The sequence below is a fragment of the Glycomyces terrestris genome, from assembly GCF_003933745.1.
GTDB classification, from domain to species: Bacteria; Actinomycetota; Actinomycetes; order Mycobacteriales; family Micromonosporaceae; genus Glycomyces; species Glycomyces terrestris.
On record NZ_RSEB01000003.1, the window covers coordinates 875,915 to 896,242 of the forward strand.

The 20,328-nt window shown below is 74.8% G+C and carries 18 protein-coding genes, 1 pseudogene and 1 riboswitch; of the genes and pseudogenes, 10 read left to right on the top strand and 9 right to left on the bottom strand.

What is annotated here, in order from left to right; translation table 11 throughout:
- Nucleotides 1–260 precede the first annotated feature (260 nt).
- Nucleotides 261–1,529 (bottom strand): prenyltransferase/squalene oxidase repeat-containing protein, encoded by a 1,269-nt coding sequence (locus EIW28_RS14050; RefSeq protein WP_125248298.1) that lies wholly within the window; start codon nt 1,527–1,529, stop codon nt 261–263.
- A gap of 120 nt (nt 1,530–1,649) precedes the next feature.
- Nucleotides 1,650–1,793: riboswitch (cobalamin riboswitch) on the bottom strand.
- 110 nt (nt 1,794–1,903) lie between these two features.
- Between EIW28_RS14050 and EIW28_RS14055 the strand changes: the two genes are divergently transcribed.
- Entirely contained in the window at nt 1,904–2,572 is a 669-nt protein-coding gene (locus EIW28_RS14055) for a TetR/AcrR family transcriptional regulator (protein ID WP_125248299.1), read from the top strand.
- Here the strand turns inward: EIW28_RS14055 and EIW28_RS14060 are convergent.
- The 5 genes and pseudogenes from EIW28_RS14060 to EIW28_RS14080 all read right to left on the bottom strand — a co-directional run.
- Nucleotides 2,500–3,717, bottom strand: a pseudogene (locus tag EIW28_RS14060) (MinD/ParA family ATP-binding protein); the annotation flags it as partial. The gene EIW28_RS14055 and the pseudogene EIW28_RS14060 overlap by 73 nt on opposite strands.
- A 102-nt stretch (nt 3,718–3,819) precedes the next feature.
- On the bottom strand, nt 3,820–4,983 hold the full coding sequence (locus EIW28_RS24680; RefSeq protein WP_197717243.1) for a UvrD-helicase domain-containing protein: 1,164 nt from the start codon (nt 4,981–4,983) through the stop codon (nt 3,820–3,822).
- A gap of 371 nt (nt 4,984–5,354) precedes the next feature.
- A complete protein-coding gene (locus tag EIW28_RS14070) occupies nt 5,355–5,594 on the bottom strand; it encodes a MoaD/ThiS family protein (RefSeq protein ID WP_125248301.1) in 240 nt (79 codons plus the stop codon).
- A 2-nt stretch (nt 5,595–5,596) separates the two neighbouring features.
- Entirely contained in the window at nt 5,597–6,634 is a 1,038-nt protein-coding gene (gene moaA, locus EIW28_RS14075) for a GTP 3',8-cyclase MoaA (protein ID WP_125248302.1), read from the bottom strand.
- 20 nt (nt 6,635–6,654) lie between these two features.
- Nucleotides 6,655–7,554, bottom strand: coding sequence for a fructosamine kinase family protein (locus tag EIW28_RS14080; protein ID WP_197717244.1), 900 nt, complete (start codon nt 7,552–7,554; stop codon nt 6,655–6,657).
- Nucleotides 7,555–7,632: 78 nt separating this feature from the next.
- Between EIW28_RS14080 and EIW28_RS14085 the strand changes: the two genes are divergently transcribed.
- Nucleotides 7,633–8,826: a sulfotransferase family protein gene (locus EIW28_RS14085; RefSeq protein WP_125248304.1), complete on the top strand. Its 1,194-nt coding sequence runs from the start codon at nt 7,633–7,635 to the stop codon at nt 8,824–8,826.
- A 170-nt stretch (nt 8,827–8,996) separates the two neighbouring features.
- Here the strand turns inward: EIW28_RS14085 and serC are convergent, their stop codons facing one another.
- The 3 genes from serC to EIW28_RS14100 all read right to left on the bottom strand — a co-directional run bounded on the left by serC (nt 8,997) and on the right by EIW28_RS14100 (nt 13,461).
- A complete protein-coding gene (gene serC, locus EIW28_RS14090; RefSeq protein WP_197717245.1) occupies nt 8,997–10,112 on the bottom strand; it encodes a phosphoserine transaminase in 1,116 nt (371 codons plus the stop codon).
- Between the two features lie 110 nt (nt 10,113–10,222).
- Nucleotides 10,223–12,241: a PIG-L family deacetylase gene (locus EIW28_RS14095; protein ID WP_125248305.1), complete on the bottom strand. Its 2,019-nt coding sequence runs from the start codon at nt 12,239–12,241 to the stop codon at nt 10,223–10,225.
- A gap of 131 nt (nt 12,242–12,372) precedes the next feature.
- The gene (locus EIW28_RS14100) at nt 12,373–13,461 is read right to left on the bottom strand and encodes a citrate synthase 2 (protein ID WP_125248306.1); all 1,089 of its coding nucleotides are present in this window, start codon (nt 13,459–13,461) and stop codon (nt 12,373–12,375) included.
- 341 nt (nt 13,462–13,802) lie between these two features.
- On the opposite strand from EIW28_RS14100, the gene EIW28_RS14105 reads away from it, so the two are divergent.
- The 8 genes from EIW28_RS14105 (at nt 13,803) to EIW28_RS14140 (ending at nt 20,062) form a co-directional block, all read left to right on the top strand.
- The gene (locus EIW28_RS14105) at nt 13,803–14,714 is read left to right on the top strand and encodes an aldose 1-epimerase family protein (protein WP_232013982.1); all 912 of its coding nucleotides are present in this window, start codon (nt 13,803–13,805) and stop codon (nt 14,712–14,714) included.
- Between the two features lie 210 nt (nt 14,715–14,924).
- A complete protein-coding gene (gene ssd / locus EIW28_RS14110; protein WP_125248307.1) occupies nt 14,925–16,085 on the top strand; it encodes a septum site-determining protein Ssd in 1,161 nt (386 codons plus the stop codon).
- Nucleotides 16,082–17,236 (top strand): TadA family conjugal transfer-associated ATPase, encoded by a 1,155-nt coding sequence (locus EIW28_RS14115; protein ID WP_125248308.1) that lies wholly within the window; start codon nt 16,082–16,084, stop codon nt 17,234–17,236. The genes ssd and EIW28_RS14115 overlap by 4 nt, the downstream gene beginning before the upstream one ends.
- Nucleotides 17,233–17,910, top strand: a complete 678-nt coding sequence (locus EIW28_RS25410; RefSeq protein WP_125248309.1) for a type II secretion system F family protein — start codon at nt 17,233–17,235, stop codon at nt 17,908–17,910. Before EIW28_RS14115 ends, EIW28_RS25410 begins: the two co-directional genes overlap by 4 nt.
- Entirely contained in the window at nt 17,910–18,509 is a 600-nt protein-coding gene (locus EIW28_RS14125) for a type II secretion system F family protein (protein WP_125248310.1), read from the top strand. Before EIW28_RS25410 ends, EIW28_RS14125 begins: the two co-directional genes overlap by 1 nt.
- 40 nt (nt 18,510–18,549) lie before the next feature.
- Nucleotides 18,550–19,098 (top strand): DUF4244 domain-containing protein, encoded by a 549-nt coding sequence (locus EIW28_RS25005; RefSeq protein ID WP_232013983.1) that lies wholly within the window; start codon nt 18,550–18,552, stop codon nt 19,096–19,098.
- A gap of 110 nt (nt 19,099–19,208) precedes the next feature.
- Complete coding sequence (locus tag EIW28_RS14135; RefSeq protein WP_197717246.1) at nt 19,209–19,529, top strand: TadE family type IV pilus minor pilin; 321 nt, start codon at nt 19,209–19,211, stop codon at nt 19,527–19,529.
- Nucleotides 19,526–20,062 carry an Rv3654c family TadE-like protein gene (locus EIW28_RS14140; RefSeq protein ID WP_125248311.1) on the top strand — a complete coding sequence of 179 codons (537 nt, stop codon included), beginning with the start codon at nt 19,526–19,528 and terminating at the stop codon, nt 20,060–20,062. The genes EIW28_RS14135 and EIW28_RS14140 overlap by 4 nt, the downstream gene beginning before the upstream one ends.
- Nucleotides 20,063–20,328 lie beyond the last annotated feature (266 nt).

A 20,328-nucleotide genomic window follows, 5' to 3' on the forward strand; every position in this document is an offset into this window, starting at 1 on the left:
CACGGCCACAACGCCGGCCAGCACCCGTTGAAGCGGGGTGCGTCCCCCGAGGGCGTGCGTGTCGCGTTCCCGGGCCCCCGATACCAAGGGTCCCTCCGGGGTGTGACGTTCTGGCCCGGTGTTGGCCCCCGAGGTCGGGTGTGTCCGATCGCGGCGCCCCCGGAACCAAGGGTGCCGCGAGGGTGCGACAGCGCGCAGGCAGCGCCCGCCGGTCCGGCGGGCGCTGCCTGCGCGCTGTTCGTTCTGGGGCACGGCCGGGACTACTTGTCCTTGCCTTTGTCGGCCTGCGGCTCGTCCGCAGTGGACTCGCCGCCCGCGGCCGGCGTCTCGGGCGCGTCGGCGACCGGGGCCGCCTCCGCGGAGCCGTTCGCGTCAGCGCCGCTGCGGCGGGCGCGGAGGGCGAACGCGAGGATCAGGGCGCCGATGACGACGACCGCGGCCACGATCGCCCACGGCAGCCACGAGGTCGAACCCGACCCGTCCTCACCGGCGGCGGTGGCGTCGTCGTCCGCGACGGCGGACTCGCACGGGTTCGCCGCCACCCCGGGCTCGGCGCCCGAGCCGTCGAGCGTCGCCAGGTCCTGGCCCGCGACCGGCACGATCGCCTGGGCGGTCGCCAGCAGGCGCGTCGCCTCGCCGAACTCCGGGTCCTCCGGGTCCGTGTACATGAACGCGCCCGGCGCCGCGCCCGCGCAGTCGAACTGGAGCGTCAGCAGGAACGCCACGGCCCGCTCGGCCGCCTCCGTGCGGTCCGCCGCGAGCAGGGCCTGCGCGGCCATCGCCGTCGAGTTCGCGTTCGCGCCGAAGCCGCCGTCGAACCCGCCGTCCTCGGTCTGCGCCGACTCCAGCCACGCCACCGCCGACTCCAGGGTCGCCGCGGCCGGCTCCCCGAGCGTCACCAGCGCCGAGACCGCGAGACCGGTCGTGTCCGGGTCGGAGACGCAGTCGTCGCCGCCGTCGACGTCCGCGTAGTTGAACCCGCCGTCGGGGCACTGCACCGCCGCGAACCCGGCCGCGGCCGTCTCGCCCGCGGGCGTGTCCGTGCGCGAGAGGCCGAGCACCGCCCACGCCGTGGACCCGGCGGTCCCGTCCCCGTAGGTGCCGTTCGCGGTCTGCGCCGCAGCGACCTCCTCGGCGAGGCGGATGCCGCCGAAGCCCGTCGGGTCGCCCCCGGCGGTCGCGACCGTGTACATGACCTTCCCGGCCGAGCCGGCGTTGAACCCGGCAGCGCCGTCGGCCGCGGTGTTCACGTACGGGTCGAGGACGGCCGGGTCGTTCAGCCAGCCCAGGGTCGTCTCGACCTGGTCGCCGCCGACGCCGGCGGCGAGGAGCGCGAGGACCGCGTCCAGGGACGTCGACGGGTCCTGGTTCCAGGCGGTCCCGTCGGACTGCGCGACCAGCCAGGAGGAGGCCGCCGCCGCGGGCTCGGCGAACGGCTCGGACGACTGGGCGTGGGCGGGCGAGGCCACGGTGAGCAGGGTGACGGGCAGGGCCGCTGCGGTGAGCAGGCGGCCGGCAAGGTGGCGCATTGCCTGACCTTTCCTTGAGCGAGTTGGGTCTTCGGGCAGGCGGCGGCGCCGCAAGCGCCTGTAGACCACGACAGGCGTTGACATTTCCGGGGCGCGGCGGGCATTCGGGCTCACGCGGGTGGACCGGGATCGATCGAGAAGGGTCCCCGGTTGTCGTCCAAGACGACCGCGACTACCGTTGCGGGTCAGCGCCGGCCTTTCACCGGACTTCCCCCGCCTGGCGCCTGTTCAGTTTGGGCCCCATTCTCGCCGGTGCCCGCGAGCAGTGTCAAGCCGAGCGGCTCCGCAGTGCGACCGTTCACTCGCGCCTCGTGAGTCAACTCCCGCCTTCCGGTTGTTGACCCGTAGCACCGGGTGTCGATACGGTGCCTAACGTGAGCAGAAATAAGAACGCCGATTTGGACAGAGTCCTTCGCGCTGCGACACGGGTGTTCCTGGACCGGGGGTTCTCCGCGACCTCCATGTCGGACCTCGTGGCCGCCACCGGCATGAACCGCGCCGGGCTCTACGCCGCGTTCGGCTCCAAGCACCAGCTGTACATCACCGCGCTCCAGCGATATAGGGACGACACCGAACCCGAGCTGCGCGCCATCACCCGCCGCGCCGTCGACCCCGGCACCGGCGACGAGCAGACCGCGACAGGCGCCCTCGACGCGATCGGGGACCTCCTCGACGTCGTCGTCCGCCACTCCAAGGAGGGCGGCTTCATCGTGCGCGCCGCCGTCGAGCTCGCCGACGACCCCGCCACCGTGCGCCGCGTCCAGGACGCCTGGGACGACCTCGAACACGACCTCGCCGCCGTCCTCGCCCGCGCCGTCGCCCAAGGGGAACTCGACCCCGCGGCCGACCCCGCCCGCCTCGCCCGCACCGCCCTCGTGTTCGTGCAGGGCGCGCTCGTCACCGGCCACGCCGACGAGAACGAGGCCCGCCTCGCCGACGCCGCCGCCGGCCTGGTCGACCTCCTGGCCTCCTACAGGCCCTCGGCCACCGCCGCGCCGATCCGCAGCCAGGCCGCGGACGAGGCCTTGCTCAACGAGTCGTAGCGGATCGGCTCGCCCGAGTCCAGCAGCTTCTCGTACGGCGCCAGCAGCACCGCCCGGGTCCGGGCCGCGAAGTGCCGCTGCACCGCCGGCAGGTCCACGTCCTTGCGGTGGGCCGGCATCGACACCACCGACACCGCGCCGCGCACCAGGTCCCGCCGCCCGGTCTGCTCCAGGTGGTCGAGCATCCTCGCCGCGGTCTCCGCCGAGTCGTTGCGCGCCGACATCGTCACCACCAGCTGGTCGGTCGCGTCGATCGCCGCCTGCCAGTTCGCGGCCCGCACGTTGTTCCCCGTGTCGACCACGATCAGCTTGTAGAACCGCGACACCGCCTCGCGCAGGTCGCCGAACGCCTGCGCCGTCAGCATCTCCCCGGCCGTCGCCGACTCGTCCGAGGCGAGCACGTCGAACATCGCCCCGCCCTGCGCGCGCACGTACTGCGACAGGTCCCCGATCCGGCCCGTCGGGCCCTTGAAGTGGTCGAGGTCGCGCAGCAGGTCCCGGACGGTGCGCACATGGAAGTCCTGCTGGGCGCGCATGCCCAGCGTCCCCTGCGTCTCGTTGTTGTCCCACGCGAGCACGTACCCGCCGCGGTGGCGGCCGAACGTCATCGCGAGCATGAGGACCGCGACGGTCTTGCCCGCCCCGCCCTTCGGGTTCACGACGGTGATCTGGCGCAGGCCCCCGAAGTTGCGGCGCACGGTCTCGACCGCGCGCTGGCGGGCGCGCTCGCGCGGGCCGGGCGGGAGGGCGACCATGCCGAACGAGAGCCGGTGCAGGGCCCCGCGCAGGCCGGTCTCGGCGACCGGCGGGCGCGGCGGCACGACCCGGCGGGACGCGAAGTCGTCGGCGGTGACCCCGAGGCGCTCCAGGGCGCCGGCGTGGTCGGGGAACGCGGGCACCGGCAGCGACCCGGTCGGGCCCTGCGCCGGCGGCGTCGGCCAGCCGCCCGCGGCCGGCGTCCCCGCGGCCTGCGGCCCGGCGGGCATCGGCGTCGCGGGAGGCGGGGGCGCGCTCGGCACGTGGTCGGAGGTGCGGGGGTTGTGGACGGTCTCGGGACCGGCCGCGAACTGCGCGTTCACTTCCGGGGGCGCGAACGGGGACCAGGCGGGAGCATCCGGCCGGTGCAGAGGAACGGTGTCCTCTTCGGTGTGCTCCATCGGGACTCCCAGCGTGAGACGGCGGTTACCCGCCTATTGTGTCCCATGCCTCCGTGTCCGCGCGGGAACTCCGCGTGGTCGGCCCCGCCGCTACAGCAGGCGCGGCTGCTCAGGGCCCGAGCGCACCTGCGGGACCATCCCGAATGGACTGAACAGGCCCTGGTCCACATCGGCCAGGAGCGGCGATCCGGCACCGGTGTGGGAGACGTAGGCGAGGTCGCGGGTGCGGCCGAGGGCGACGTACAGCTCGCGGCGGGCCGCGGCCGTGTTCGGCCACTCCTCGGCGGTCACGCCCGTGAGGCACACCACCCGGTACTCGCCGTCGGCGGCCTCGGCGACCGACATGCCGTCGGGGCCGATGACCGCGAGCTCGTCGGGGCCGACCCCGAGTTCGGCGAGCCGGTCGGTGAGGACCTCCACGAAGCGCTTCTCGTCGTCGGCGTCCACGGCGAAGTAGCGGCCGATGCCCGAGCCTTCGAGGGCCGGGCGCTCGGGCTGCACGAGGCGGCCCGGGACGCGGCTGATCGGCTCGATCACCTGCGAGGCGGCGACGAGGACGGCGGCGGGGCTGCGGTGGTTGCGCGACAGGCGCATCACGTGCGCCTGCGGGAACTGCTCCGCGAACGCCGCGAACGCGGCCGGGTCGCCGGCGCACAGCGCCGAGTCCGGGTCGCCGGTCGCGGTCACGTCCGCCTCCGGGCCGCGGTGCTCGACGAGCTGGCGGAACAGGCGCATCGGCATGCGCGGCAGGTCGTCGATGAACAGGTGCCCGAGCTCGGGCGGGGACGCGGCGGCGAAGTCGTCGAACTCGGCGACGGTGATCGCGGCGGCCTCGCGGCCCAGCAGCGTCCCCAGCTCGCGGCGGATGCGCGCGGCCCCCGCGGTGGACGCGGCCAGCACCAGGCACTGCCGCGCGGGCACGCCCAGCTCCTGCACCAGGTAGGCGGTGCGGCGGATGAGCAGGTGCGTCTTCCCGGTGCCGGGGGAGGCGTTGATGAGCAGCGGCCCGCGCCCGGCGGAGGCGGCGACGCGCTGCATCGCGTCGAGCGAGTCGAGCAGGCCCGCACCCACCTCGTCCATGCCGGTGAGCAGCGGCGCGGACTCCAGCCACGGGTCGGGCGTCCGCGTCGTCAACGCCGGCTCGGGCATGGGCACGGCTTCGCGGACGTATCGGGAGTGGGGCCGGTGCGAGCGGCGGCGCCGCTCGGCGGTGGTCCGCATGTCGGCCGAGAGCTCGAACAGCGGCGACGCCACCTGCGGCTGCTTTCGTTCATCCGGACGGCGCACACATGCATCCTCGCAGACAGGCGACGCGCCCGAGCCAGCGGCTCCCGACCCCGCCCCGCCACCGCCCGCCGGACACGACCCCGACTCGCAACAGCAGCCCGTGTCGCACCAGTGGCATACGGTCATGGAAAGGGGACTCGCCGCGGGACAAATCCGGAAAATCCGCTTTCACGTTCCGGCCGCGAACGCCACGCGCACCCGCCGCTCGCCCTGCGCTACCGCGGTGTTCGCCGGGGCTCCTCACCCGGGCCCGCCTCACCGCGCCGACCCGGCACTCCCGCTGAGCCGTCGCGCGCACCGCGCTTCCGCGCCCGATCCGGCCCGCGGCCCGACCGGACTCAGCCGCCCGCGAACGGCGGCAGCACCTCGACCGTGACCCCCGCGGGGAGCGCCGTCTCGGGGTCCTTCGCGGCCAGGCCGTCGACCAGCAGCGTCGAGGCCGACAGCACCTTCCCGAACGCCGGGCCGTGCCGCTGCGCCAGGACCGCCTTGAGCTCGCGCACGTCGGCGGCGCTCACCTGCTCCTCGCCGCGCCCCGCGGCCGCCTTCGCGCCCGCGAAGTACCGCACCGTGACCACCCTCAGCCTCCGATCGCCGACATCGGGCGGGCCGGCTGGAGGAACGACGGGTCGTCGATGCCGTGTCCGGGGAGCTTGCCCCACATCGCCTCCCGCCACCGCTCGGCGACCTCCGCGTCCGAGGCGCCCTCGCGCAGGAGCCCGCGCAGGTCGGTCTCGCCGCGCGCGAACAGGCAGTTGCGGACCTGCCCGTCCGCGGTGAGGCGGGTGCGGTCGCAGTCGCCGCAGAAGGGGCGCGTGACCGAGCCGATGACGCCCACCTTCGCCGGCCCGCCGTCGACCAGCCAGGTCTCGGCCGGGGCCGAGCCGCGGTGCGCGGGGTCGGGCTCGAGGTCGAACTCGGCGCGGAGCGCGTCGAGGATCTCGGCCGCGGTGACCATCTCGTCGCGGCGCCACACGCCGGCGGCGTCGAGCGGCATCTGCTCGATGAACCGCAGCTCGTAGCCGTGCTCGAGCGCGAAGCGCAGCAGCGCGGGCGCCTCGCCGTCGTTGACGCCGCGCATGAGCACGGTGTTGATCTTGACGGGGGCGAGTCCGGCGGCGGCCGCGCCCTCGATGCCCCGCAGCGTCGCCTCCAGGCGGTCGCGCTTGGCGAGCTCCTTGAACGTGTCGGCCCGGAGCGTGTCGAGGGAGACGTTGACGCGGTCGAGCCCGGCGTCCACGAGCGCCCCGGCGAGCCGGTCGAGGCCGATCGCGTTGGTGGTCAGGGAGATCTCGGGCCGCGGCGCGAGGGCCGCGGCGGCCCGCACGATGTCGACCAGGCCCGGGCGCAGGAGCGGCTCGCCGCCGGTGAAGCGCACTTCGCGCACGCCGAGGTCCTCGACGGCGATGCGGACCAGGCGCGCGACCTCCTCGTCGGTCAGGAGCGTGGGCTTGGGCAGCCACGGGAGCCCGGCCTCGGGCATGCAGTAGGTGCAGCGCAGGTTGCACCGGTCGGTGAGCGAGACGCGGAGGTCGGTGGCGACGCGCCCGTGCCGGTCCCGCAGGGCGCCTTGGGCGCGCGCCGCGGGGGCGCCGGGTGCGGGGTTCGGTGCAGGCATGGTTCGAGCGTAGTCCCCCACTATGACAGTTTCGTAAAGTGAGACACGAGTCCCATGAGTTGAGAGCGGTAGGCGGCGCCGAAGAGCGTCGTGTGGACCAGGAGCGGGAACACCTGGTGCAGCGGCACCCGCTCCTCCCAGCCGTCGGCGAGCGGCGCGGCCTCGTCGTACGCGGCGAGGATCGTCTCCAGCAGCGGCGTCCCGCCCCACAGGCGCAGGTTCGCCAGGTCGGTCTCGCGGTGCCCGCCGTGCGCGGCCGGGTCGATGAGCCAGGCCCGCTCGGCCCCCCACAGGACGTTCCCCCACCACAGGTCGCCGTGGACGCGCGCGGGCGGCTCCTCAGGCCCGGCGAGCCGGTCGAGGCGGGAGGCGAGGCGCTCGACCGCGGCGGCGTCCGCCGCGCTCAGGGCCCCGTTGTCGCGCGAGGGCTTCAGGTACGGCGCGATCCGGCGGGCCGCGTACCACTCGGCCCACGTCCCCCCGGCCGGGTCGTTGTCCATGAAGGTCTCGCCGATGTAGCCGCGCCAGGGCGCGCCGAACCGGTCGGCCCCGGCGGCGTGCATGAGGGCCAGCTCGCGCCCGAGCCCGGCCGCGTGCTCGCGGGTCGGCGCGGCCGGCTCGATCCACGGCTCGACGAGCATCGCGTCGTCGGCGTGCAGCAGCGGCACCGCGGCCGCGGTCGCCTCGCCGAGCCAGCGCAGCCCGTTCGCCTCGGCGGCGAGGTAGCCGGGGGCGCGGCCCTCGGCGAACTTCGCGAACAGGTGCGAGCCGTCGTCGAACGTGAGGCGCTGCGCGGACGCCGAGCCGGCGCTCGGGGTCTCGAGCGGCATCGAGAAGTCGTTGGCCTTGACCGGGGTCGTGCGCACCCGCTGGTGCTCGATGAGCTGCGGCAGCAGCCGGAGGTCGGGGGCTTCGCTCACGCTTTCAATGTAGCTGAACGCGAACCGCGCGCACGGCATGAAAAACTCCTCGTGTTCGCACCCCTTGAGGAGGACCCCATGCGCCGCACCGCTCACTGGCTCACCGCCGTCAACACGATGGGCGCCCCGCGCGTCCGCCGCCAGCGGAGGGGGGTCGACCGGGTCTTCGACGGCATGGTCCGCCGCGCCGAGCAGCAGGCGGGGAGCGACGCCTCGGCCGCCCCCGCGTTCATCGACTCCTACCGGTTCCTGATGCGCCAGATCGCCAGGCTCGACTCGCTGTCGCTCATCGGCTGGCAGGGCTTCGTCGACGACCTCACCCGCCGCATGACCAACCACCTCCGCGTCGAGCGGCTCATCGCCGAGCACCCGGAGATCGCGGCGTCCCCGGTCCGGCGGCCCATCGTCGTGGTGGGGCTGCCGCGCACCGCGACGACGCTCACCCACAAGGTCCTGATCCAGCCGGAGGGCAACCGGGCGCCGCTCATGTGGGAGCTCATGAACACGCAGCGGGGCGACATCGACCCGAAGCTGCGCGACAAGCTCATCAAGGACGCGCAGACGATGGCGTCCCTGGCGAGCAAGGCGTCCCCGGTGTGGGACCTCATCCACCCGATGAACGCGCTCCAGCCCGAGGAGTGCGTGTTCGCGCTGCCGCACGGCTACCAGTTCCTGACGCGCGCGACGATGCCGGCGTACCGCCGCTGGGTGGACGAGCGCGACTACACCGAGGACTACGAGCACCTGAAGCGGGTGCTCCAGGTGCTCCAGTGGAACCAGCCGGAGTGCCGGTGGGTGCTCAAGTCGCCGTTCCACCTGTTCAACCTGGACGTGCTGCTCAAGGTGTTCGGCGACGCCACGGTGGTGTGGATGCACCGCGACCCGTCGACGGTCATGGGCTCGTGGTGCTCCCTTGTGGAGACCGGGCGGGCCCTGCACCACCGCTCGTACGACCCCGCGGCGCTGGGTCCCGAATGGCTGGACATCTTCGGGAAGGGCGTCGCGAAGGCCCGCGCGGTGCGCTCGGGAGCGCGCCGGGAGCGGTTCGTGGACGTCCCGTACCACTCGCTGACGGCCGACCCGTACGGCTACATGCCGAAGCTGTTCGAGCGGCTCGATCTGGAGTGGACCGCGAAGGAGGAGGGGAACCTCGAGCAGGTGCTCGCCCGGCCCGGGATGCGCCGCAGCCACGAGTACCACCTGTCGCGCTACGGGATCGACATCGACGACGTCGAGGCGGCGTTCGGCGACTACGGCCGACTCGGCTTCTGACGCGCCGAGGGCCGGGCCGCGGTGCGGCCCGGCCCTGTCCGGTGCGCGGATTCATGCCTTCGCGGGACCGGCGGCCGTTCTTGTCGGTGGCCGCCGGTACGGTCGTGATCGGCCGGGCGGCACGGCATGCGGGTGCCGGACCGCCCGGCCGGCCGAAGCCTGCGGCAGCGCTAACCGAGCTTCGCCGCCACGTAGTCGATCGCCTCGGTGAGCTTGGCCGCGTCGGCCGGGTCCACCGCCGGGTAGGTGGCGATGCGCAGCTGGTTGCGGCCCAGCTTGCGGTACGGCTCGGTGTCGACGACGCCGTTGGCGCGCAGCACCTTCGCGATCGCCGCGGCGTCGACGCCCTCGAAGTCGACCGTGGCGACCACGTTCGAGCGAAGGGAGGGGTCGGTCACGAACGGAGTGGCGAACGCGCTCGCGTCGGCCCACGAGTAGATCGTCCCGGCCGATTCGGCGCAGCGCTTGGCGGCCGCGTCGAGACCGCCGGCGGCGTTGAGCGCGTCGACCTGCTCGGCGGCGAGCACCACGGTGGCCACGGCCGGCGTGTTGTACGTCTGCTCCTTGCGGGAGTTGTCGATCGCGGTCTTCAGGTCGAGGAACGCCGGGATGTACCGGCCGGAGGCGGCGATGCGCTCGGCGCGCTCGATCGCGGCGGGGCTGAGGATCGCGATCCACAGGCCGCCGTCCGAGGCGAGGCCCTTCTGCGGCGCGAAGTAGTAGCAGTCGGTCTCGGCGAGGTCGACCGGCAGGCCCGCGGCGGCGGAGGTCGCGTCGTGGAGCATGAGCGCGCCCTCGTGCACGACGCGCTTGACGTCGACGGCCACGCCGGTGGAGGTCTCGTTGTGCGGGGTCGCGTAGACGTCCACGCCCTCCTCGTACGACAGGTACGCGGCGGTCCCGGGCTCGGCGGTGACGATGGTCGGGTCGCCGAGGTGCGGGGCGATCTTGATCGCCTTCGCGAACTTGGAGCCGAACTCGCCGAAGCTCGCGGCCTGGGCGCGGTCGTCGACGAGGCCGAACACGGCGACCTCCCAGAACGCGGTCGCGCCGCCGACGCCGAGGACGACCTCGTACCCGTCGGGCAGCGAGAAGAACTCGGCGAGCCCGGCGCGCAGGCGCCCGACCTGCGACTTGACGGCCTTCTGGCGGTGGGAGGTGCCCATGACGGACCTGCCGAGACCGGACAGCGCGCTGATCGCCTCGGACGGCACCTTGGAGGGGCCGGATCCGAAGCGCCCGTCGGCGGGCAGCAGCTCTGCGGGGATGGTGATCTGGTCGGTCACGGTAAGGCTCCCATCTGGGTCGGTCCTGGGCCTCACTGTAAACCCGGGCCTGCGGGGCGTGATCGCGCGGGCCCGGCCCGGCCGCTGGCTGGGACGGGCGGACCGGCAGGTCAGGCCGCGGGCTCCCACCCGGGGGGCGGGGGCGCGCCCGGTCCGGCCTGCGCGGTGTGCAGCGCGCCGTCGGCGCCGACCGCCCACAGCCGGAGGGTCCCGTCGGCGTCGAACGCGGCGGCGGGCCGCTTGAGGACGGTGACGTCGCCGCGGGTCCACGGCCGCGACAGGAGCGCGTACGGCGCGCCGTGGTCGAGGTCGGCGAGGGGGAGGACGAGGACGGCGGGGGCGCCGGTGCCGTCGTCGCAGGCGACGGCGAGCGTGCCGTCCGGGCCGATGGCGAGCGCGGGGGCGAGGATGCCGCCTTCGAGGGGGACGAGCGTCCCGGTCCAGTCGCCGCCGCGTCCGTAGTGGAGGACGACGTCGCTGCCGCCGGCGGCGCGGGAGGCGATGACGGCGCGACCGTCGGGGGCCAGGGCGGCGGTGACGGCGCCGGCGGGGATGTGGACGGCGCCGCCGGGTCCGGGGAGGTCGAGGTCGCGGCGGGTCCAGGTGGTGCCGTCGCCTTCCCAGGCGGCGGTGTTGCCGGGGGTGGCGGCGACGACGGTGAAGGCGCCGTCGGCGCCGAACGCGGCGGGGGCCTCGTGGACGGCGGGGCCGTCGAGGTCGGTCCAGTCGCTCCAGGCGCCGCCGGCGCGGACCCGGACGGCGAGCCCCTGGGGGCGGCGGAGGCACACGATCGCGGTGGCGCCGTCGTCGGCGGCCGCGGGCTGCCCGGCGGTGCGGGCGGGCGCGCCGGTCCCGCCGGGGTTGCCGAGGTTCTCCCAGGCGCCGGTGGCGAGGTCGAGGCAGTGGAGGTCGCGCGCGTGCGCGCCGGGGTCGGCGGTGAAGGCGGGGCCGATGCCGTAGAGGCGGTCGCCGGCGCGGGTGAGCGAGGGGAGCAAGTGGGGGCCGCCGAGGTCTTCCCAGCCGGCGCCGCCGAGGGCCTGGGCGCGGCCGCCGCGGACGGTGACGGGCAGGTGCCGCCCGTCGCGGGGGACGGGGGCGATCGCCTGCGTGTAGCGGGGGTGGGTGGCGTGCCCGTAGGTGAGGCCGGCTCCGGGGCCGACGATGAGGCGGTCGCCGCAGCCGGCCGCGTGGTCGCAGCCGGCGCCGTCGGCCCACGCGTACGCGTCGAGGGCGGCGCCCTTGGCCTCGAGGTCGGCGGGGCCGAGGTTGCCGGGCCAGCGGCGGTTGTAGTAGCCGCGCCACGACTCGACGGCGGCCGCGCCGCCCCAGGCGGTGACGGCGTCCCAGGCGAAGAGGGCGGCGGCGGTGTGGTCGATGTGGTCGGAGTAGCCGTCCTGCTCGGCGCCGAGCCGTTCGCCGACGACGGGGTCCGGGTCGGGGTCGAGGGTGTTGACGGCGGCGGGCGCGTAGCGTTCGAGCAGCTCGACGAGGCTGGCCCGCACGGTCGCGCGGTCCACGGTGGACTCGGAGGTGAGGGGGGAGCCGGCGGGCGCGAGGACCGCGGAGGCGTCGAGGCGGCCCTCCCACAACGCGAGGAGGCGCGTGAAGTCGCCGGTGACGCGCCCGAGGTTCGTCCACAGCGAACAGAGCACGAGGTGCACTTCGGGGCGGTCGCGCAGGACGCACAGTTCGACGTCCTGCCCGGACTCGAGGGTCGCGCACGTGCGGTCCCAGGGGGCGTCGGGGTCGCCGAGGGCCATCTGCGCGTAGGCGCGGCGCAGGCCGTTGGCCCGCGCGGCGGCGTACCCGGCGTAGTCGACGGGTGCCGCGGTGTCCCAGGTGTTGCGCCCGTCGGCCTCGCCCGCGGTGAGGACGACGGTGCACAGGTTCGCGCCGTCAGCGAGGACGCGGGCGACGCGCGGGTTCACGAAGTAGAGGCAGTCGTCGGCGTGGGCGCCGATCTGGAGGTGGACGGGGCCGGTGCGGGGCGGCTCGGGGAAGGCCGCGCCGGCGGCGGCGTCCCAGACCGCGCGGGTGCTCTCGGCGGCCGCGGCGGTGACGGCCAGCCCGGCGAGGCCGCCGACCAGGAGGTCGCGGCGGCGCAGGTGGAGCGGCCGGGGGGAGGGCATGCGTCGTCTCGTTCAGGTGGGGCGGGTTCCGCGCCGATCCTATCCCGGGCGCGCCCGCCGGGCGGGGCCGCCGAGGGGCGGACGCGAAGCGGCCCGCGCCCTTCCGGGCGCGGGCCGCTGACGAGCGGTGGCTACTGCCAGCCCTCGACCTCGTCGAGGCCGCGGGGGCCGGGGCCGACGTAGGTCGCGGAGGGGCGCACGATCCGGCCGAGCTTCTTCTGCTCGAGGATGTGGGCGCTCCAGCCGGCCACGCGGGCGCAGGTGAAGATCGGCGTGAACAGCTCCGGCGGGACCTCGGCGAAGTCGAGGAGGACCGCGGACCAGAACTCGACGTTGGTGGCGAGGACGCGGTCGGGCTTGCGGGCGCGCAGCTCGGCCAGGGCCGCGGACTCCAGGGCCTCGGCGACCTCGTAGCGGGGGGCGCCCAGTTCCTTCGCGGCGGCGCGGAGCACGCGCGAGCGCGGGTCCTCGGCGCGGTAGACGCGGTGGCCGAAGCCCATGAGGCGCTCGCCGGAGTCGAGCAGGTTCTTGACGTAGCCGGCGGCGTCGCCGGACTTCTCGACGCCCTCGATCATGTGGAGCACGCGGGAGGGGGCGCCGCCGTGGAGCGGGCCGGAGAGCGCGCCGATGCCGGAGGAGATCGCGGCGGCGGCGTCGGCGCCGGTGGAGGCGACCACGCGGGAGGTGAAGGTGGAGGCGTTCATGCCGTGCTCGGCGGCCGACATCAGGTAGGTGTCGACGGCCTTGACGTGGGCCGGGTCGGGCTCGCCGCGCCAGCGGCGCATGAACCGCTCGGTGATGGTCTCGGCCTTGTCGATCTCCGACTGCGGCACGGCCGGGCGGCCGGAGCCGCGCGCGGACTGGGCGATGAACGACAGCGTGGTGACGGACACTCGGGCGAGATCGTCCCGGGCGGTCTCGTCGTCGATGTCCAGCAGCGGCTTGAGACCCCAGTAGGGGGCGAGCATGGCGACCGCGGCCTGGGCGTCGACGCGGGTGTCGCCGGAGGAGACCGGGACGGGCACGGGCTCGGCGGCGGGCAGGCCGCTCCCGAACTTCCCGTCGACGAGGAGGCCCCATACGTCGCCGTAGGTGCTCTGCGCTACCAGGTCCTGGATATCCACCCCGCGGTAGCGAAGCGAACCACCCTCCTTGTCAGGCTCGGCGATCTCGGTTTCGAAGGCGATGACGCCCTCGAGGCCGGGCTTGAACTCAGACATCGTTGTACTCCTGAGTGTGTTGTCCCTGTGGTTGCCGACCGGGGGCTTCCGGGAGGCGACGGTTCGTAGTTATCTGGAAATGGTGCCTCAAGGCCGTCCGCGACGGAAGTGCCCGCGGGGCGGGGGTGATCCTGAATGCCGGTACGGAAGTGGCGCAAAATATGAGACAACCATCGTGAGCTTAGTTATTTGTCCAAGTTTGCCGCTTTTGATGGGAGGGTTTCAATAATGGGTCTTGTTGGTTTCAACGGTTTCCTGCGATCTCGCCCACATCGACATGCGTGCCGCAGGTCATCCGACATGAGCTAACGTCAAAGCACATCCAGCCCATCGATAACGACATGGAGGTAACCCCTATGGCGCTGTCCGGCGAGCAATGGGTGATCGCCTACAACGACCACGAGGCCACCATCGTCGCTGTCGGCGGCGGCGTGCGCTCGTACACCTACCGCGGACGACCGGTGGTCATGACCTACGGCGACGAGGAACTCGCCCCCGGCTGGTCCGGCCACGTCCTGGCCCCCTGGCCCAACCGCATCCGCGACGGCAAGTACGCCTTCGGCGGCACCGACTACCAGCTCCCGGTCAACGAGATCGAGACGAACACCTCCCTCCACGGGTTCGTCGCGTGGGCCGAATGGTCCGCCGTCGAGGTCACCGACACCTCCGTCACCCTCGAATGCCGCCTCCCGGCGCGCCTCGGCTACCCCTGGACGCTCCAGCTGCGCACCCGCTGGTCCGTCGGGCCCGGCGGCCTCCGCGCCGCCCACACCGTCTCCAACCCCGGCACGAAGACCGCCCCCTTCGGCCTGGGCACCCACTCGTACCTCATCCCCGGCTCCCTCGAGCGGATCGACGAGGCCACCCTGCACGTCCCGGCCGGCAAGAAGCTCAAGCTCGACAAGCAGCGCATCCCCGTCGGCTCCGGCCCGGCCGACTTCGACGAGCCGACCGTCCTCAAGGACCTCGTCATCGACGACGCCTACGGCGACCTCAAGCGCGGCTCGGACGGCAAGGCCGAGGTCCGCCTCGCCGACCCCGTCTCCGGCCAGGCCGTCACCGTCTGGATGGACGAGTCCTTCGGCTGGGTGCACATCTACACCTCCGACGGCCTCGAAGGCGACCGCAAGCGCGCCTCCGTCGCCATCGAGCCGACCACCTGCCCGCCGAACGCCCTCGCCACCGGCGAGGACCTCATCGAGCTCTCGCCCAGCGAGGCCTGGTTCGGCGTCTGGGGCATCCGCCCCGAATAGGCGACGCGAACGCGCACGAGGGACCGTCCCGATGGGACGGTCCCTCGCCGCATCTCCGACGCGAACCGCCCTCGCGAAGTTTTCCACAGGCCCGCCACCAGCGCCTCCGCGAGTTATCCACAGGCCCCAGAACTTTTTCTCGACAACCCGCCCCCGCACCCCGCAAGGTTGCTCCAAGTCACGCGAACACCACGAAGCGTAGGAGCAATCATGGCCGCGACACTCGACCGCACCACCGCCACCGCCGCACCCGCGGCCGAATCCCTCCTCGTCACCGCCGACGACCGCCTCGCCGAGGACGTCACCCGGCTCGCCGCCGCGGCTGGACACCCCCTCCGCCGCGTCGACCACGCCCTCGACGCCGAACCCATATGGCAGACCGCCCCGCTCGTCCTCGTCGGACCCGACCTCGCCCCCGAATGCATCGCCCTCGACTTCCCCACCCGCGAACACCTCATCCTCTGCACCACCATGGCCTGGCTCGGCGCCGACTCCACCGACGCCTCCATGCTCTGGCCCCTCGCCATCCAGATGCGCGCCGGCAGCGTCATCGCCCTCCCCGGCGCCGACGACTGGCTCCTCGACCTCTTCACCCGCACCGCGCTCGACACCGAGCCCGCCCCCGTCCTCGCCACCGTCGCCGGGCACGGCGGCGCCGGCGCCTCCACCCTCGCGCTCGCCGCCGCCACCGGCGCCGCCCGCGCCGGCCGGCGCACCGTCCTCATCGACCTCGACCACACCGGCGGCGGCATCGACGCCGCCGCCGGCCTCGCCGCCCAGCCCGGCTGGCGCTGGCCCTCCCTCACCGGCGGCACCGGCCTCCTCGAACCCGAGCGGCTCCTCGACGGCCTGCCCCGCCGCGGCGGCCTCCACCTCGTCGGCCCCGACCCCCGCAACCCCGCCGACATCCCCGCCGACGCGTTCGACCAGGTCCTGCGCGCCGCCCGCCTGGCCGCCGACCTCGTGGTCGTCGACCTGCCCCGGGCCCGCACCGACGCGGGCGTCCGCGCCGCCACCGCCGCCCGCTCCATCGCCGTCGCGATCGGACCGGGCGACCGCTCCTGGGAGGCCGCCCGCAGCGTCACCGCCGCCTACGGCCTCTACAACCCGCACCTGGGCGTCGTCCTCCGCGGCGACGCCCGACCCCGCCCCGCCGGCGTCACCTGGGACGGCCCCCTCGAAGCCCATTGGACCGAACCGCCCGTCTGGGGCGCGCTCCCCACCGACCGGCGCCTCCCGGCCCTCCTCCGCCAGGGCCGCGTCCCGCGCGGCCGCCTCGCCCGCGGCATCCACGACCTCACCGCCGAACTCAGCCGCGAGCGCCCCCGCCGCGACCTCGCCCTCGCCGGCCGCACCGGAGCCGCCCGATGAGCCTCGAACTGCTCGACAAGGTCCGGCGCCAGCTCGCCGCCCAGTCCCGGCCCGGCCGCCGCGACGCCGCCACCGCCGACATCGTCCGGGCCCTGCGCGCCTCCGGCGCCGCCCCGCCCGACCAGACCTCGCTCTTGCGCCTCTCCGAGGCCCTGAGCGGCGACCTCATCGGCGCCGGCCCGCTCCAGCCGCTCCTGGACGACCCGACGGTCACCGACGTCGTCGTCAACGGCGCCAACGGCGTCTGGGCCGACCGCGGCGACGGCCTGCGCCCCACCGACGTCCGCCTCGGACGCGCCGACGCGGTCCGCTCCCTCGCCTGCCGCCTCGCCGCCGCGGCCGGGCGGCGGCTCGACGCCGGCAGCCCGTACGCCGACGTGCGCCTCCCGGACGGCACCAGGTTCCACGCCGTCCTCCCGCCGATCGCCACCGCCGGGCCCTACCTCTCCTTCCGCACCCACCGGTCCAAGGCGTTCACCCTCACGCAACTGGTCGAGGCCGACACGCTCACCGCCGACATGGCCGACCTCCTCCTGCGCGTCGTCACCGCGAAGATCCCGTTCCTGGTGACCGGCGGCACCGGCTCCGGCAAGACGACCCTGCTCGCGACGCTCCTCTCCCACGCGCCGAAGGAGGAACGCATCGTCGTGGTCGAGGACGCCGCCGAGCTCGCCCTCGACCACCCGCACGCGCTCACGCTCGAATCCCGCCCGGCGAACGTCGAAGGCGCCGGCGCGGTCGACCTCGCGGCCCTCGTCCGCCAGGCCCTGCGCATGCGCCCCGACCGCATCGTCGTCGGCGAGTGCCGCGGCGCCGAGGTCGTCGAGCTCCTGGGCGCGCTCAACACCGGCCACGAAGGCGGCGCCGGCACGCTCCACTGCAACGCCGCCGCCGACGTGCCCGCCCGCCTCGAAGCGCTCGCCCTCCCGCACGGCCTGCCCCGCGCCGGCCTCCACGCGCAACTGGTCGCGGCCCTCCGCGTCGTCGTCCACCTGAAACGCACGAGCTCGGGCCGCCAGGCGACCGAGATCGCCGTCATCGAAACCAGCCCCGGCCCCGCCGGGCTCACCGTCGCCGCCGCCTGGACCCGGCACGGTCCCGGACCGTCCGCCGGCATCCTCGAACGCCTACTGAGGGAGCGCACCGCATGACCGACATCGCCAACGCCCTGATCACCCACCGACCGAAGACCGCCGCCGCCTGCACCGCCCTCGCCGCCGCCCTGCTCGCGGCCTGGTTCGCCGGATACCGGCACCAAGGCGGCCTCGGCCCGCTCGCCGCCGCCACCGCCGCGGCGATCGCCGCCCTCTACACCGCGGCCGCAGTCACCGCCTGGCACCGGGCCCTGCGCCGCAAGCACCGCCGCGAGGCCGAACGCACCGCCGCCGACACCGTCGCCGCACTCGCCGCCGACCTCGCCGCGGGCACCGACCCGGTCCGCGCCGTCGCCACCGCCGAACCCGACTGGCCCGCCGAGGCCGCCGCCACCGCGGCCCGCCTCCGCGCCGCCCTCACCATCGCCGCCGACCTCGGCGCCCCCGCGGCCGAACTCTGCCGCCGCCTCGCCGAACACCTCCGCGAGACCGACCAGGCCGCCGCCCGGGCCCACGCCCAGACCGCGTCGATCCGCGCCTCCGCCGCGCTCCTCATCGCACTCCCCCTGGCCGGCATCGGCTTCGGCGAACTGCTCGGCGCCGACACGCTCGCGTTCCTCCTCGCGAACCCGCTCGGCATGGCCGCCGCCGCCACCGCAATGGGCCTCCAGGCCGCAGGAGCCGCCTGGACGGGCGCGCTCATCAACTCCGTCGGCATCGGAGGCGCGTGATGCTGCGACGACTCATCGGCCCGCTCGCGGGCACCGCCGCGGCCGTCATCGTCGGCGGTCCCACCGGCATCCTCGCGGGCTTCGCCACCTGGTGGCTCACCGCCCGGCTTCTGCACCCCGACCCCGACCGCAAGGAACGGGCCGCCGCCGACCGCCTCGCCCCGCACTGGCCCTGGACCCTCGACCTGATCGCCGCGGGACTGCGATCCGGCGCTCCGTTCCCGCAGGCCGCCTTCGCCGTCGCCGACACCGACGAGACCGACATCGGGGACCGTCTGAGCCGCTTCGCGAGCGCCATCCACCTCGGCGCCACCGCCGCCGAAGCCCTCCCCGAACTGGGACGGCTCCCCGGCGCCGACCGCCTCGCCCGCCAACTCGACCGCTCCGGCGACACCGGCGCCGCCATCGCGGGAGGACTCGAACAGCTCGCCGCCTCCCTCCGCGCCGAACAGCGCACCAGAACCGACGAACGCGCCGGCCGCGCCGCGGTCGCCCTCGTGGGCCCGCTGTGCCTGTGCTTCCTGCCCGCATTCGTCATCGCCGGCATCGGCCCCGTGGTCCTCGGCGTCGTCGCCGAGACCCTGGCCCCCGGCCTCTGAACCACACCGGAAACCGAACACACCGAAGAGAGGAACCGCAATGCGACCCGACACCGACACCACCATCGCCCTCCCGACCCGCCGCCGCCCCGCGCCCGGCCGCCCGGCCGACAACCGCGCCACCGGCCGAACCGAATCCACCCGCCGCCCGACCTGCCGCACCGCCACCTGCGGCGCCCCCAGATGCCGAGCGCCCCAACACGAACCGGAGCACCACGAGGAACCCACCGTCCGCCTCACCGCGACCGCGGCGAACGCCCCGGCCTGGTGCCCCGGCAGCAACCGCGCCCGCACGCCCATCACCGCCGAAGCACCGCAAGTCCCCGACGACCGCCCGGCCACCCGCTACCGGCGCCCCGGCCCCGGCGAACCCGACGAATGGCGCCCCGGCCGCATGCGCGCCACCGCGAAACCCGGCTGGGGCGGGAAGTTCGCCTCCAAGATGCGCGGCGAGAGCGGCATGAGCACCGCCGAGTACGCGCTCGGCACCCTGGCCGCGGTCGCCTTCGCCGGCGTCCTGATGGACGTCCTCACCTCCGGCGCGGTCCAGAGCGCACTCCAGTCCCTGATCGAACGGGCGCTGGTGTGAGCCCGCGACGCGGAGGAGTCCGCTGCCGCCGGAAACCCTCGACACGCGAACGGGGCCGCCCGCCCAACCTGCGGCACCGGGCGCGCGACGACCCGGGCCAGCGGGGGTTCGTGACGGCCGAGATGGCCGCGGCGCTCCCCGCGGTGGTCGCGGTCCTCGCGCTCGGCCTGTGGGCGGTGTCGGCGGTCGGGTTGAAGGTCAGGGCGATCGACGCGGCCAACACCGCCGCGATCGCCGCGGCCCGCGGCGAGGACGCGCAGGCGGTCGCGGACCCGTACCTCCCCGACGGCGCCTCGGTCGCCGTCTCGGAGGACGGCGACGTGGCCCGAGCCGTGGTCACGGCCCCGGCCCGCCCGCTCGGACACCTGACCCCGCCGCTGACCATCACCGCGACGGCGGTCGCCCCGCTCGAACCGGGACTGGACCGATGAGCCGCGCACGGAAGGCGAAGCGGAGACCGAGCGAACACGCCGAAGTCGCCGACCGCGGCTTCAGCGGGCACACAATCGCCGAAGCCGAAGCCGAAGCCGAAGCCGAAGCCGAAGCCGAAGCCGAAGCCGAAGCCGAAGCCGGAGTCGAGGCAGGCCGCGCCGGTACGGGCACCGGAGCTGGTGCCCGTGCCGAACGGGGCTCGGCGACGGTGCTCGCGGCGGGAGTGGCGGTGGCGCTGGTGGCGACCGCGCTGGCGTTCACGGCGGTCGGCCAGGCGAGCGCGGCCCGCCACCGGGCCCAAGGTGCGGCTGACGCCGCGGCGCTCGCCGGGGCGGCCCGGGTGCTCCTCGGCGAAGGCGAGGCGTGCGCCGCCGCGCAGGCGATGGTGGAACGCGCTGCGGCCGACTTCGTCCGCTGCGAGGTGGACGGCCTCGAGGTGACCGTCTACGTCAACGAGACCCCGACCGGCATCCCGCAGGCGCTCGGCCCGGCCCGAGCGGTCTCCCGAGCCGGCCCGGTCCTCACCGAATAACCGAGTCCGACAACGAACCAGGACCTCCCCCGGCGGCCAAGGCCAGGCCGCCGGGGGACGGAAGAACGACACAGAGCTTGACCAATGGTGTGCAGGTAGGCGGAGGGTGGGCACGGGGGAGGGGGAGGGGCCCCCGGAGGGGGTCCGCGCGAAATTTCTCCTCTCGCACTTGCCGATGGCCGCCCGGACCGGTTCGCTCATTCGGTGCGGGGTGCGGGGTGCGGGGTGCGGGGTGCGGGGTGCGGGGTGCGGGGTGCGGGGTGCGG

What these genes read in the sequence shown, in the direction of transcription:
- ssd (WP_125248307.1), top strand. Translation starts at nt 14,925, where the DNA reads ATGGCCGCGACACTCGACCGCACCACCGCCACCGCCGCACCCGCGGCC.
- EIW28_RS14115 (WP_125248308.1), top strand. Translation starts at nt 16,082, where the DNA reads ATGAGCCTCGAACTGCTCGACAAGGTCCGGCGCCAGCTCGCCGCCCAG.
- EIW28_RS14105 (WP_232013982.1), top strand. Translation starts at nt 13,803, where the DNA reads ATGGAGGTAACCCCTATGGCGCTGTCCGGCGAGCAATGGGTGATCGCC.
- EIW28_RS14100 (WP_125248306.1), bottom strand. Translation starts at nt 13,461, where the DNA reads ATGTCTGAGTTCAAGCCCGGCCTCGAGGGCGTCATCGCCTTCGAAACC.
- EIW28_RS14140 (WP_125248311.1), top strand. Translation starts at nt 19,526, where the DNA reads ATGAGCCGCGCACGGAAGGCGAAGCGGAGACCGAGCGAACACGCCGAA.
- EIW28_RS14085 (WP_125248304.1), top strand. Translation starts at nt 7,633, where the DNA reads ATGCGCCGCACCGCTCACTGGCTCACCGCCGTCAACACGATGGGCGCC.
- EIW28_RS25005 (WP_232013983.1), top strand. Translation starts at nt 18,550, where the DNA reads ATGCGACCCGACACCGACACCACCATCGCCCTCCCGACCCGCCGCCGC.
- EIW28_RS14050 (WP_125248298.1), bottom strand. Translation starts at nt 1,529, where the DNA reads ATGCGCCACCTTGCCGGCCGCCTGCTCACCGCAGCGGCCCTGCCCGTC.
- EIW28_RS14095 (WP_125248305.1), bottom strand. Translation starts at nt 12,241, where the DNA reads ATGCCCTCCCCCCGGCCGCTCCACCTGCGCCGCCGCGACCTCCTGGTC.
- EIW28_RS25410 (WP_125248309.1), top strand. Translation starts at nt 17,233, where the DNA reads ATGACCGACATCGCCAACGCCCTGATCACCCACCGACCGAAGACCGCC.
- moaA (WP_125248302.1), bottom strand. Translation starts at nt 6,634, where the DNA reads ATGCCTGCACCGAACCCCGCACCCGGCGCCCCCGCGGCGCGCGCCCAA.
- EIW28_RS14125 (WP_125248310.1), top strand. Translation starts at nt 17,910, where the DNA reads ATGCTGCGACGACTCATCGGCCCGCTCGCGGGCACCGCCGCGGCCGTC.